The sequence below is a fragment of the Methanobrevibacter sp. V14 genome (assembly GCF_963082475.1).
Taxonomy (GTDB): domain Archaea; phylum Methanobacteriota; class Methanobacteria; order Methanobacteriales; family Methanobacteriaceae; genus Methanocatella.
In genome coordinates this window covers 38,192-51,022 of record NZ_CAUJAM010000003.1, presented here as the reverse complement: position 1 = coordinate 51,022, position 12,831 = coordinate 38,192, and the positions used below count along the sequence as shown (strand labels likewise).

14 protein-coding genes are annotated in these 12,831 nt (G+C 31.8%); 9 read left to right on the top strand and 5 right to left on the bottom strand.

The features are described from left to right. Window positions 1–148: 148 nt before the first annotated feature. A complete protein-coding gene (locus Q9968_RS01645; protein WP_305512829.1) occupies window positions 149–922 on the top strand; it encodes a V4R domain-containing protein in 774 nt (257 codons plus the stop codon). 56 nt (window positions 923–978) lie between these two features. Here the strand turns inward: Q9968_RS01645 and comE are convergent, their stop codons facing one another. Both comE and comD read right to left on the bottom strand, forming a co-directional pair. Next, the gene (gene comE / locus Q9968_RS01640; protein WP_305512826.1) at window positions 979–1,515 is read right to left on the bottom strand and encodes a sulfopyruvate decarboxylase subunit beta; all 537 of its coding nucleotides are present in this window, start codon (window positions 1,513–1,515) and stop codon (window positions 979–981) included. A gap of 4 nt (window positions 1,516–1,519) precedes the next feature. Continuing rightward, window positions 1,520–2,011: a sulfopyruvate decarboxylase subunit alpha gene (gene comD, locus Q9968_RS01635; RefSeq protein WP_305512824.1), complete on the bottom strand. Its 492-nt coding sequence runs from the start codon at window positions 2,009–2,011 to the stop codon at window positions 1,520–1,522. A 103-nt stretch (window positions 2,012–2,114) separates the two neighbouring features. Between comD and cofH the strand changes: the two genes are divergently transcribed. Next, on the top strand, window positions 2,115–3,257 hold the full coding sequence (gene cofH / locus Q9968_RS01630) for a 5-amino-6-(D-ribitylamino)uracil--L-tyrosine 4-hydroxyphenyl transferase CofH (protein ID WP_305512822.1): 1,143 nt from the start codon (window positions 2,115–2,117) through the stop codon (window positions 3,255–3,257). Window positions 3,258–3,266: 9 nt separating this feature from the next. After that, complete coding sequence (locus tag Q9968_RS01625) at window positions 3,267–3,839, top strand: thymidylate kinase (protein WP_305512820.1); 573 nt, start codon at window positions 3,267–3,269, stop codon at window positions 3,837–3,839. A gap of 1 nt (window position 3,840) precedes the next feature. Here Q9968_RS01625 and Q9968_RS01620 read toward each other — a convergent pair whose 3' ends face one another. Together Q9968_RS01620 and priS are read right to left on the bottom strand one after the other, a co-directional pair. Beyond that, complete coding sequence (locus Q9968_RS01620) at window positions 3,841–4,098, bottom strand: hypothetical protein (RefSeq protein WP_305512818.1); 258 nt, start codon at window positions 4,096–4,098, stop codon at window positions 3,841–3,843. A gap of 1 nt (window position 4,099) precedes the next feature. Next, window positions 4,100–5,077, bottom strand: a complete 978-nt coding sequence (gene priS / locus Q9968_RS01615; RefSeq protein WP_305512817.1) for a DNA primase catalytic subunit PriS — start codon at window positions 5,075–5,077, stop codon at window positions 4,100–4,102. 117 nt (window positions 5,078–5,194) lie between these two features. On the opposite strand from priS, the gene Q9968_RS01610 reads away from it, so the two are divergent. Together Q9968_RS01610 and Q9968_RS01605 are read left to right on the top strand one after the other, a co-directional pair. Then, window positions 5,195–5,467 (top strand): hypothetical protein, encoded by a 273-nt coding sequence (locus Q9968_RS01610; RefSeq protein WP_305512815.1) that lies wholly within the window; start codon window positions 5,195–5,197, stop codon window positions 5,465–5,467. A 257-nt stretch (window positions 5,468–5,724) separates the two neighbouring features. After that, complete coding sequence (locus Q9968_RS01605; protein WP_305512813.1) at window positions 5,725–6,240, top strand: hypothetical protein; 516 nt, start codon at window positions 5,725–5,727, stop codon at window positions 6,238–6,240. Here Q9968_RS01605 and priL read toward each other — a convergent pair. Continuing rightward, window positions 6,230–7,561, bottom strand: a complete 1,332-nt coding sequence (gene priL, locus Q9968_RS01600) for a DNA primase large subunit PriL (RefSeq protein WP_342765937.1) — start codon at window positions 7,559–7,561, stop codon at window positions 6,230–6,232. The genes Q9968_RS01605 and priL overlap by 11 nt on opposite strands. Before the next feature lie 168 nt (window positions 7,562–7,729). On the opposite strand from priL, the gene metG reads away from it, so the two are divergent. The 4 genes from metG to Q9968_RS01580 are packed head-to-tail and all read left to right on the top strand — an operon-like array spanning window position 7,730 to window position 12,825. Continuing rightward, window positions 7,730–9,715: a methionine--tRNA ligase gene (gene metG, locus Q9968_RS01595; RefSeq protein WP_305512809.1), complete on the top strand. Its 1,986-nt coding sequence runs from the start codon at window positions 7,730–7,732 to the stop codon at window positions 9,713–9,715. 10 nt (window positions 9,716–9,725) lie between these two features. Further along, complete coding sequence (locus Q9968_RS01590) at window positions 9,726–11,303, top strand: DUF530 domain-containing protein (protein ID WP_305512807.1); 1,578 nt, start codon at window positions 9,726–9,728, stop codon at window positions 11,301–11,303. Between the two features lie 4 nt (window positions 11,304–11,307). After that, complete coding sequence (locus tag Q9968_RS01585; protein WP_305512805.1) at window positions 11,308–11,775, top strand: hypothetical protein; 468 nt, start codon at window positions 11,308–11,310, stop codon at window positions 11,773–11,775. A 36-nt stretch (window positions 11,776–11,811) separates the two neighbouring features. Then, window positions 11,812–12,825: a glycosyltransferase 4 family protein gene (locus tag Q9968_RS01580; protein ID WP_305512803.1), complete on the top strand. Its 1,014-nt coding sequence runs from the start codon at window positions 11,812–11,814 to the stop codon at window positions 12,823–12,825. The last annotated feature ends 6 nt before the right edge of the window (window positions 12,826–12,831 follow it).

Genomic DNA, 12,831 nt, shown 5'->3' with positions numbered 1-12,831 from the left:
GTATTAAATATTGTATAATTAAGTTTACATAATGGTGGCTTAATTCATTGAAAACATTAGAAATATTATTTTATCATCCTAATTTTTTAATATAATTATTTGTATAATTCTAATAAATTATATTATAAATTTGTTATTGGGGAATAATATGATAAGAGATGAATCCATACAATTGTGGATGGGTAATAAAAATAAGGAAAAAGATGACGGCTCTTTAGACATTAGTCTGATTAGAAGTCCTACAAAATACGAAATTATACGATTATTAAATAATAATGAGTTAAGTTTCGAAGAGATTGTAAAAAATACTTCAAAATCGAAACCAACAATTTCAATGCATCTTAAAAGCTTAAGAGAAGAGGGCATTGTAAAATATAAAATGGATCCGTCAGATAATCGTAAAAAAATTTTTTATTTATGTGCAGATATCATTGGCAATGTAAATGCAAATAGACATGTTCATGTTAAAGAGAACCAAACCAAATTGTTAATTGAAGACTTTATTGAAAATGGTGATGTGGAATATACATTAATGCTAGTTCATTCATTCAAATCAATTCTTCAAGAATTTGGTATTGAAATGGAATATATTCTAACTTCAATTGGAAATCATATGGGGGTATATTTATTTGAAACTCTCTATGATAAAGATTTCAATAGATTTCAATCAAATATCATCCAATATTGGAAAGACAATAATCTAGGTTTGCTTCAATTTGAACTTAATGATAATATTCAAATTGTCTGTTATGATTGTTTTGAATGTTATAATTTACCTAAAACTGGAAAACCCGAATGTTATTTGGAAGTTGGAATGTTTGAAACATTGTTTTCTAAATATTTCAATCATGAAGCTTCTGTTACTGAAATTAAATGTTATTCCATGGGCGATGATTATTGTGCTTTTGAAGTGGAAATTTAAGTTAACGTTTTAATTATTTTTAAAACATAACTTCTTTATTTTTTTAAAATTAACATTCATATGGATTTCATAAATCTTTCTTTAATTGTAATCGGGTCTATATCAATTATCGGTGCTTTAGAATTTCCTTCTTCAGTTCTATATACAATAAAACTTGCATCTTCACTTTTGATAAATTCTTTTAAATCGATATCCTCATAATAATGACTATTTTTAAATCCAACGCCTCTTGCAATATCAACAAGGTCAACTACTTGTGCATATGTGTCTTGATTGCCAGTAGATCCATATGCTCCATTGTCAATAACAATCCAGGTTAGATTAGAAGGATTATTTGCAAATACAGTTACAAGTGAGCCCATATTCATTAAAAGAGACCCATCACCATCAATAACAACAATATCATCATAAGGATGAGCTAATGCCAGTCCAAGTCCAATTGATGAGGCAAGACCCATTGAACCAATCATATAAAAGTTTTTAGATCGGTCATCTATTTCATATAACTCCCTTGATGGAAATCCAATATTACAAATGACCAATTCTTCATCGATATTTTCCATAATATCTTTAATAGCTTCATATCTTGCCATAGTATCACCAATATTTGATCTCTAATAATATGCTGACGGGTTTTCCTTCTTCTTCAGAAAATTCCCAAGATAATCTAACGTCATTATAAGCGGCTTCAGGAGTGACTGGTGTGAAGAAATTAAAATTCATTGCTTCAAGTATTCTTGAAGTTGATTCACCCATAGGAACTTGACCAACTATATTTTCACCTTCAGTTCCACGATGGCTCATTATCATCAGTAATGGAAATTCATATAACTCCATTAATGATTTAAGTGCATTTATTGAATTGCCAAATCCGGAGTTTTGCATTAAAATAGCTGTATGTTTGCCACCGAGATAAGCTCCAGCACATATTCCAATTCCTTCCTCCTCACGTGTAACTGGAATGTGGGTAATTTCAGGGTCATCATCAATCATATTTAATAATTTTGATAAGTTTACACAGGGAACACTAACAATAAAATCGATTCCTGCATCTTTAAGACCATTATAAATAGCTTCACTACTATCCATTTCATATCACTTTTTAAATTTTATATAGTAATTTATCTTAAATACTATAAAAAACTATTCAAACATAGTAAAGTTTTTATTTATTTAACCCTAATATACAATCATGTTTAGCAAACTTCCGATATCTAGTAAAACGGAAAAGATTTTAACAAAATCTTTAGATGAAGCCATTACAGTTGAAGAAGCAAATCATTTAATGAATATAAAAGGAACTGATTTATATCCTTTACTTGCAACTGCGGATTATTTACGCCATGAAATTGCTGGTGATGATGTAACATTCATCAATAACTGCAATATTAACTTTACTAACATCTGCACTGTTAGATGTGGTTTTTGCGCATTTGGAAAAGATGCAGGTGATCCAGAGGCATATATATTAAATGATGAGCAAATTTTGACAAAAGCTCAGGGAGCGGTTGAAAAAGGAGCTCATGAATTTTGTTTGATGGGTGGTGTTCTTCCAGATGCGGATATTGAGTATTATGAGCATCTACTTAGATTGTTGAAAGGGGAGTATCCGAATGTAATGATTCATGGATTTTCACCAACAATGATTAATGATGCATGTACTGTATCGGGAATAGATATTGCAGAAGGTTGTGAAAGATTATGTGATGCTGGTCTTGATACATTGCCCGGAACTGCTGCTGAGATATTAACTGACCGTTCAAGAGAAATAATCTGTCCAGAAAAGGTTAATGTACAAGAATGGATTGACATTGTAAAAATTGCTCATGAGGTTGGAATTCCAGGTTCAGCAACAATTATGTATGGACATGTGGAGACTTTAAAAGAAAGAGTAGAACATATTGATATCATTCGCAGATTACAAGAAGAAACTCATGGTTTTACTGAGTTTATTCCAATGACATTTATGCATGAGTATTCTCCAATCTTTTTAGAAGGCCAGTCAAATCTTGGAGCTAGTGGAATTGAAGATTTGAAATTATATGCAGTTTCCAGATTAATGCTTAGAGATTTAATCCCAAATATCCAAGTTTCCTGGGTTAAGATGGGTTTTAGATTTGCACATGTGGCTCTCACAGCAGGCACTAATGATTTAGGCGGAACTCTTGGAGGGGACGAATTGTCTGAAGCCTCCGGTGCTCCTGATGGTGTTGAAGCATCAATTGAAACATTAGAGGGCATGGTTAGAGATCTTGGAAGAAATCCGGTTGAGAGAAACTCCAAGTATACTGAATTTTATCCAATTAATAAAGGCATAGAAATGCCTACATTATAGGTGCTTAAATTGAAGAAGTTTATTGTTATCGATGGGTTAGATGGGTCTGGAAAAGATACACAAGTTAATTTATTGGCTGAAGCTTATAAAAAACATGGAAAAAGTGTTGTTGTTAGATCCCATCCATGTTGTGATAATAAGTTTGGTCGCAAATCAAAACTTGCACTTCAAAAACAAGGCAAAATCAATAAAATTAAAGCAACGGTTTATTTTGGTCTTGATGCAATCAGATCTGTTCATATCTATTATTATAAAAAAAATTGTGATGTTTTAATCTTTTCTAGATATATATTGGCGGTTATGTATCTTCCAAATGGTATAAATTCACTTGTTTATAAAATTGTTGCTTTTATTCTTCCAACTTCTGATTGCATGTTCTTTTTAGACATTACGCCGGAAGAATCACTTAGGCGTATTGATACACGTCAGGAAGAGCTTGAAATGTTTGAAAATATTGATTCCTTACGTGAAAATAGGGAAAGATCACGTAAATTTACATATAATTGGAATGTTGTTTCAGCAGATGATGCGCCTGATGTAATTTCACAAAAAATAAAAGACATATGTTTCCAAACTGATTAGATTATAATACTTCCTTTATCCCATCACTTGTTATAATCATCAATGAGTTTAAGTTTTCTAAAACAAGTGAAACAATCGGATGGGTCTGAATATCCTTATGCATGAATATTATTTCTTTTTCTACAATATCAATCCAATTAACATGATAAACTACCACTCCATTAACAATTAAACCCAAATACTCAGGTACGAATCTGTTTTCATCTATTTCTTCAAAGTAAGGATTTTTTCTCAATATCTCTCTTAAAACATTTTCCATATTATACACCTTTTCTCTCATATACAAACTCAGGCACTGCCTTATCAAAAGGATCAAAGCTTTCTCTATTTTTAACTTCCATACATTTCATGCTTACTTTGGAGTGTAGCGATGAAGGCAATCTCAAAATTCTTTTAAGGTCAATTGATACTTTTGCATCAATTGTTGCAAGATTAACTCTTGCCATAGATTCAACAAGGTTTTTATATCTTCTAGGTCCGATATCTCTTTTAAATAAACCCCAATTATTGTTTTTCAAGTGGTGTCTTGAAGATATTATGTCTTTCATTAATTTAGGATTTATTCCATCTATTTTTTCATTACCTACTAAATGGAGGATATTAAATTTAACTTTATCGGTAAATATCTTTGAATAACCTATAGGTATTGTGAAATGCTCAAAATTAAATCCCTGAGGAGATACTTCTGAGTTCATAAACTGTGATTTTGGAACTTCAGCACCTGCAGCGTATTTTAAAACTTCAGATCTAAGTTCACTATTTGCAAGCATCATTTCTTCATCAAGAATTCTTATATGGTATCCTCTTCCGGAGTATATTAAATGAATGTTTTTCAATCCTAAATCAGATTCTAAAGTATCAATTAATGTATTTACTATTTCTAAAGCTTCCCCAAGACAAATTTCGCATACTCCATTACATTGACATGATCTAATCGGTATGTCTTTTGCATCTACATCGAAAACATATTCCGCCTTTAACCAATCTTCACGACGGCGAGGGTTATTATAAAAAGCTACTGAAATATAAGCTGCAAATGGTGCTTTATACCTTAAGAATTTCCTTAATGATTCACTTCCTTTAAAAACTTTATATCTGTCATTTGGTCCTCTGCCGTTGTGGTCGAAACCAAACTCTCTTTTTCTGATATCATTTGAAATGAAGTCAGGCAAATCTTTAGGATCCCATTCTTCACGATAGTATTGTCTTCGCTCTTTTATTGTAGCTTTAGAAAACATGATTATAATTATATTTTTAAAGTATTTATTTATTGGGTAAGTGCGATTTTGTGTATTGTAATGTTTTTATATTACCTAAAATATAAGTTACATTGAGGTAAAATTATAGGTGTATTCATGTTTTTAACAATTACTTTATCAATAATTATAATGTTTGCAGTTGTTTTAATGATAGTGTCTGGAGTGGATTTTATCCAGAACAAAAGACTTTTCACATCAGCTCCTCAAGATATCCAAGATGCAATAGTCCCACATAATGAACGATTTAGAGGGGCTCATTTAATTGGTTGGATTTTAGCTATCCTTTCAGTTCTCATTATTATTTTTTCTATATTATATGCATTTATTGATGGAATCAATCATAACTGGAAATTCTGCAGATTTTCATAAGGTTTTTAGTCATGCTATGGGCTTATAAAATATTTGATATAATATTCCTGAATTGGTTTTTATTAACCAAAACACATTTTTATCAGCATTATTTTCCTGAAACCAGAGATTGTAAAAGTTTTAAGCAATATGGATTTAATAAAAACAGCAAATCATGAAATTGATCCTATTTCCATTTATTGCTTTAATATTTGCAGGAATAGCAACATTATTTTAAATTCAATAATTTTAATATCTATTAAAAGGAATATTATCATATGGAAGAAATAGTTGAAGTTATTGGAATCGAACATTTAAAAACAATATTGTCAGGTCTTACACCAGAAGATATTGTTAAACCTGCATTTGATAATTGGATGGGCGGCATTAAAACTGGCCATACAATATTAAATCTTGAAAATGGTCAGGTTTATGGATTAGGCATTGATTTTAATGATCTTTCATTAGGCGATGAGATTTATATTGAATTATATACCATTAGCTCTCATGAAAATCCAATCAATGAAGAGGAATTTTTCTCTAAAAGGGAATATGAGGAATTTCTAGAGTTTAGCAGCGAAGATCCTTGTGAGCATATTCCAGATATTATCACAGAATTTTGTGAAGTAAAAGGCATTGATGAATATGAACGCCAAATTGGCCTTTTAGCATATAATTTTGAAAAAATGGAACAATCCAATTATAATATGTGGGAATCTAAGATTTTAAACAAGTATTATGATGCCATTTATGAAAACCACAATCCATTTGAGTTTAGCCAGTCTAGTCTTTAGGGGATTGTTTGTCCAGCTGGAATTTTTTACGCCCATAACATGAAAGAGGGTTATTGATTCCTTTACATGATTTGTCTGGATGACATAGGTGGGGTAAATGTATTTTTATTTTCTCACAGCTCATTGGAGTATACCATTTAGTTTCACCTTCATGGTTAATATCAACTGTTTCATGCATTCCAAAACCTAATTTTGAGATGATATTTATTTTTTCTTGAGGCTGGTCATCAAATAAAGGAGGTGTACAGTTATCTGCCGCATCAAAGATTAATGGAAGGATTTCATTTTCTGTAATTGTAAGGTCAGGATCTATGTCTGATACTTTCACGGTTTCATCTGAAGCAAATATTCTTGGATATAATCTTGCATATGATGCAAAGGATGTTAAAAGAAGTACGATTGCATCGTTACGTCCACCGGAAGATACACCTTCAACTGTTGCTTTAATGCATGGTGGGAAAGCATCTGGATTTAATTTACCTGCTTCGACAGAACCGTAAATTCCACCACTACCTGTATAGTATTGATTATATTTGCTAATCTCTGTTGGTATGAATTCTTTTAACTCTTCACTGATTTTAATGATGGCTGGGTGAATTTCAATTCTTGCTGACATTTCTTTAATGCGTCCAATATATTCTTCGGTTTTTTGCATTATTAATCTTGATATGATTTGTTCTTTGACGCTGTCGCCTATTAATATATTATACATTCGCTCAGGGCTCCTGTCGATAAATTCATCCCCAAAACGATATAGGAAGTCGTCCTGTTGAAGAATAATGTTTCCTTCATCAATTAAAAGATCGGTCATTTTGATTTTTTTGGAAGCTACAATGTCTCTTAGGGATTTCCAGTTTATTGCACCATCCACCTTCACCTCATCAAGCACTTCATCAATGATTTCTGCTCTTGAAATTGGAGATATTTTAGATAATCTTTCTAGAATCAGTGTTCCTTGAGATTCAATAAATAGTCTGGTCTCTCGTGAGCCTAAGTTAAATTGTATTGCAATTGCCTGACATAGTATATGAAAGGCCACTGCGTCTTTGGCGAATAATTCTTCATTTGACAGGTATTCAAATTCAGCTTGAACAAAGTTGTTGTTGTTCTTTTTCTCTATTGCCCATTGCATACGTTTCATACATAAATCAAAGTATGATTTAGGAATTAAATTGTCATCTGATATTTTTTGATTTAGTGTGTGAGTGCAGATTTCTATTAAAGATTCATCTACCTCAAATATTTGATTTAAATCTCCATATTCACGTATAATTTCTCTTCCTTCATCGGAAAGTGGATTAATATATGAAACTTCTGCCATGTTCATTATTTTTTATTTTATATTTTAAATAGATAACCTATTTTCAAATTCAATATTGATTTTTTTAAATTATTTTAATTGGCGAAAAAATTGCCTCTAAAAATAAATCTTTATTATATATAAGTAACATAATTATACTATGTTTAAAATAATTGAGGGGACTGATTAATGTCAAAAATATTTATTTCATGTGCACTTCCTTATGCAAACGGACCATGTCATTTAGGTCATATCCGTTCCACTTATCTTCCGGCTGATATTTATGCAAGGTATAATAGAATGATTGGAAATGACGTGTTAATGGTTTGTGCTACAGACGAACATGGAACTCCAATTGCTGTAAAAGCGGATAAAGAAAATAAAAAACCGATTGAAATATCAAAAAGATATCATGACATGATTGTTCGTGATGTGGAATCAATGAATATTTCATTAGATAGCTTTACAAGAACGACTGACGAATCTCACTATGAAATTGCTAAAAACTTCTTCAAATCATTATATGATGAGGGATTAATTTATAGGGAGGATATCCAACAACTATACTGTCCTGTATGCAATAAATTCTTGCCTGACAGGTATGTGGAGGGGTCATGTCCAGAATGCGGGTCAGAAGCAAGGGGGGACCATTGCGAGAAATGTGGAAAGGCTCTTGAACCTACAGAACTTGATGAACCACATTGCATTACCTGCGGCACAACTCCAATTATCAAGGACACATTCCAATATGCCTTTAAGCTGTCTGAATTTGAAGATGACTTGAAGGAGTATATTTCTTCAAATGAAAATTTGCCTGCAAACGTTAAAAATTACGCTACTAACTGGTTAAATGATGGGTTAAATGACTGGATTCTAACCCGTGATATGGATTGGGGAATACCTGTCCCATTAGATGAAGCTAAAGGCAAAGTATTATATGTTTGGATTGAAGCATTCTTAGGTTACATCTCGTCAGCATCACAATGGTCAAAGCAATCTGGCAGGAAATGGGAAGAATACTGGAATGATTATGTGGTCCATTTCATTGGAAAGGATATTATTTACCACCATTCAATCTTTTGGCCGGGACTTTTAAAAGCATATGGATGCAAATTGCCTGACATGATATATGCCGGTGAATTTCTATCACTTGAAGGAGAAAAGATGTCTACAAGTAAAAACTGGGTAATATGGATCAGCGACTTTGTAAAAGACTATGATCCGGACTTATTAAGATATTACTTAACCATGAACGCTCCCTTAAACAAGGATTCAGATTTCTCATGGGACGACTTCCAAAGAAGAAACAATGACGAACTTGCAGATGTAATAGGAAACTTCCTGCACCGTACATTTGTATTCACTAAAAAATCATTTGACAATAGGATTCCAGAATATAAAAATCCAACAGAGGAAGATGAATCATTCAGAATGGCTATTGAAGAGCTACCTAATAAGGCTGGTGAATACATAGCAAATTATGAATTTAGAGATGCGTTGCTTGAAATATTCAAGGTAGCCAAAAAGGGAAATAAATATTTCAATGACCAGGAACCATGGAAGGCTGTTAAGGAAGATGTACAGAAAGCAGCAAACTGTTTATACTTATCTAATCAATTAGCAAAAACCTTAGCTTACATGCTAAAACCCTTCATACCAACAAAAGCCGATAAAATAGCTGAAATCATGAATATCGATTCTCTTGATGTATGGGATGATGCTAAAATAGCACTTCCGGTTGGTCATGAGATAAATAAAGCTAAACCATTATTTAAAAAAATTGAAGATAAAGAAATTGAAGCTCAAAAAGCTAAATTAAAAGAAAACTTAAGTGCAGAAGATGAAAATATGAGTGATTTAATAACAATAGATCAATTTGATGAAGTAGTAATTAAAATCGGACAAATTAAAGAAGCTGAAAAAATAGAAAAATCAGACAAACTATTAAAATTAAAAGTGGACATCGGAGAAGAAAAAACAAGACAAATTGTTGCAGGTCTTGCTAAATTCTACTCCCCTGATGAATTGGTTGAGAGGAAAGTGTGTGTTGTTGCTAACTTACAACCAGCTAAACTATTTGGGACATTATCTGAAGGTATGGTTTTAGCTACTGGTGAATCCGGTGCATTACTCGCTCCTGACGTTAATGGAAAAATTGGTGAAAGAATTCAATAAATAGATTAAAATGCCAGAATCTGCACTAGTTAATAAAGCTGAAAGCTATTTGAAAGAGATAGCAAATGATTGCATTAGCTTGGAAAATATTGAGGAATTCGATGTTTTCAAAGACCTTTACTTTAAACTAGATAACAGATTAAACTATTTATCAAAACTAAAAGATGATATGGATGTACAGGGATACACCACACCTTTTACATCTTTAAATAAATATGGAACAAAAACAGTAGCTGAAGTTGCAGCTGATGAAATAAGGGAAAACAGCCGGCACAATCAAATATTTAGAATGAAAGCAAATGCTAAGAAAAACATTCTAGACCGAGTTAAATCAGCTATTGATTCGCATAAAATTGCATTGGGAAACCTGGAACAATTCGGGTCTGTGAAATGCAATTCATGTTATAAAAAATATTCAATCAGTGAATATAAACAGAATCATGGTGAATGTAGTTGTAAAAGTAAAGCCTTCACTTTTAAAGTAAACAAAGAATTAACCTATCGCCTTGAAATAATCCCATACCTTCCGTTATCTGGTAATTACATGGTTCTTCTAAGTGAATTATCAAATAACTCACGCGATTCTTTTAAACAGGTATTGAACATTCTAAAACAGGAACGTAAAGGATTAGTTAAAACTATATCTCTTGTTATTAGGTTCAGAGACGATAATAATCGCTTAATTAGGAAAAATGTTACCTTGGAATCTGAATACATCCATAATTACGAAGAGGAGGTAAGACGTAGGTATGGTGGAGATGTGAGAATCGAAGCATTGAGATTCCATAGAACAAAACCGGCGATTATTGATGATAAGCATGCACGTACAGCTCTTGCACTTGCATATGTTGGTTATTCTCAGGAAATTATCTCCAACATTAAAGAGGATATCTTAAAACGTAGATTAACGGATTTTAAAAGAATAAATAAATATGATGAAATCATTGAGGAATTTGAAAATCAAACACCTGATTTCATAGATAAATATGATTTAGATGCAATAGAATCATGGAGAAAATCCGAAATTGAAAACAAATTCAGAAACCTTAACTATATTGACAGATTCGGAAATATGGCAAGATCTTTAAAGCGTGATTTGAAAGTAAGGGAAAGCATATACAAAAGCACTTTTAAAAACATTTCAGCAACATTAATAATATGGGATATGTTCAGATATTACCTTACAACATCCAACAATTCCCGTAAAATTAATCTAGGACCATTTCCATATATAAGGGTTGAATTGGATAGGGAACAAAGAAAAGTATTCCAAACAACATATAAAAAGGTAATAGAGATATTAAACTCATTCACGGATATTAAAATAATTCCTATATCTGAAATGGATTTGCTGTTATATGAGAAATTCAAATTCGAAAAAGAAATGCGCAATTCAAATATTAAAGTTAACCATGTAGCATTGGGTGCTGCTTTAATCAACCTAAACTCAAATATTGAGCTTGAAGACATTAGTAATGCATTCAACATTAATGAATCAAGAATTAAAAAGGAACTTAAGCATATCGATCAAATTAAAAATCCGAAAAGCGACAAATCTAAGAAATTCCTGGATTTAATTAAAAAGTGAAAATATGAATGATGAAGATATTACCACAATTCATATTACCAAAGCACTATCTTCCTCTATGATTGTTGAGTTGATTGACAAACACCCTAACTTAGAGGAAATCACCTGTTCTCCCAGTGTTTATAAAAGAACCTCTAAGACATATATTGATGCACTGAACCAGTTAGATATTAACGTTAAAACAGAATATCAATGGGGTGCAAAGTCTAGAAGTAATGATATCGAATTTTACATAAAAAAATTATCAGATGAAGGATTAAATCCAAAACAAATATCTCAAAAACTAGATATATCCCTTAATCGTGTTTATTACTTGCTTAGAAAGGCCAATGCTAGCTTTAACAATCGCAAACGTAAATATGACCATGATGAAATTAAACAGCTTAAAAAAGATGGCCTGTCTGCTAGAGAGATTTCTGACAAATTAAATATTCCTCCTAGAAGTGTTTATTATATTTTAAATAAAAAATAACTACTTTTTTTAATAATGACAACTATATAATAAACTATGATGATTTTACCACAACTTCCATTATATGGAATAGCTATAATCTGCGGCTTATTATCTTTTGCGGTTACAAAATTAACAATGCCAAGAATTATACGAAAACTTGAAGATGCCGATATTGTTGGAAAAGATATTCATAAATCATGGAAGCCTGTTGTTGCTGAAATGGGTGGATTTGGCATATTATTCGGATTTATAATTGGAATATTTTCCGGAATATATATGCATGATATTTTAACATTTAAGTTGGTTATAGTGCTCGTTGTCATATTGCTTGTTGGAATAATAGGTATTGCAGATGATTTACTTGCACTATCCTCAAAAGAAAAATTTTTCTTATTGTTTTTAGCAGGCCTGCCTTTAATTTGGGTAGCTCCTCCTAATGTAGGATTATTGTATCTTATTACAATTCCAATTGCATTATCTGTCGGTTCTAATTTAACAAACATGTTGGCAGGGCTAAACGGTATTGAATCCGGTCTTGGGATTATTTCCATGACATCACTTACAATTGCTTGTATAATTTTAGGCAAATACGATGTTACAATCATCTCAATGAGCATGTTAGGTGCCTTGATTGCATTTTTATACTATAATAGATATCCTGCAAAGATTTTCCCAGGAGATACAGGTACGTTAATAATCGGTGCAGCTATTATATGTGTTGCTTTTATTGGTAGGGTCAAGTTAATAGCTTTCATAATAATGATGCCGAATATTATTGATGCGGCTTTAAAGTTCTACTCGGCGGGAGTAATGAACAGACAACAACAAAAGCCAACGCAATTAAATGATGAGGGTAAACTTGTAAGGCCTAAAAGTGGTTTTAAGTCATTGATTAGGTTAGTTTTAAGAAGACCGATTGCTGAGAAGGATGCAGTTAAAATAATTTGGGGAATTGGATTATTCTTTGGTGTTTTAGGTATTGTTATTGCATTAATCATGCCGGGAATGCTTGAAAATCAGACATTGATGAATTTTTTACATATTAAGGAAATGTTTTATCATATATAGGTGATA

Bases quoted from the DNA above. Each gene is read 5' to 3' on its own strand.
- priL (WP_342765937.1), bottom strand. From the start codon at position 7,561: ATGGCAGAAGTTTCATATATTAATCCACTTTCCGATGAAGGAAGAGAA.
- cofH (WP_305512822.1), top strand. From the start codon at position 2,115: ATGTTTAGCAAACTTCCGATATCTAGTAAAACGGAAAAGATTTTAACA.
- comE (WP_305512826.1), bottom strand. From the start codon at position 1,515: ATGGCAAGATATGAAGCTATTAAAGATATTATGGAAAATATCGATGAA.
- Q9968_RS01620 (WP_305512818.1), bottom strand. From the start codon at position 4,098: ATGGAAAATGTTTTAAGAGAGATATTGAGAAAAAATCCTTACTTTGAA.
- metG (WP_305512809.1), top strand. From the start codon at position 7,730: ATGTCAAAAATATTTATTTCATGTGCACTTCCTTATGCAAACGGACCA.
- Q9968_RS01605 (WP_305512813.1), top strand. From the start codon at position 5,725: ATGGAAGAAATAGTTGAAGTTATTGGAATCGAACATTTAAAAACAATA.
- Q9968_RS01585 (WP_305512805.1), top strand. From the start codon at position 11,308: ATGAATGATGAAGATATTACCACAATTCATATTACCAAAGCACTATCT.
- comD (WP_305512824.1), bottom strand. From the start codon at position 2,011: ATGGATAGTAGTGAAGCTATTTATAATGGTCTTAAAGATGCAGGAATC.
- Q9968_RS01580 (WP_305512803.1), top strand. From the start codon at position 11,812: ATGATGATTTTACCACAACTTCCATTATATGGAATAGCTATAATCTGC.
- Q9968_RS01645 (WP_305512829.1), top strand. From the start codon at position 149: ATGATAAGAGATGAATCCATACAATTGTGGATGGGTAATAAAAATAAG.
- priS (WP_305512817.1), bottom strand. From the start codon at position 5,077: ATGTTTTCTAAAGCTACAATAAAAGAGCGAAGACAATACTATCGTGAA.
- Q9968_RS01610 (WP_305512815.1), top strand. From the start codon at position 5,195: ATGTTTTTAACAATTACTTTATCAATAATTATAATGTTTGCAGTTGTT.
- Q9968_RS01590 (WP_305512807.1), top strand. From the start codon at position 9,726: ATGCCAGAATCTGCACTAGTTAATAAAGCTGAAAGCTATTTGAAAGAG.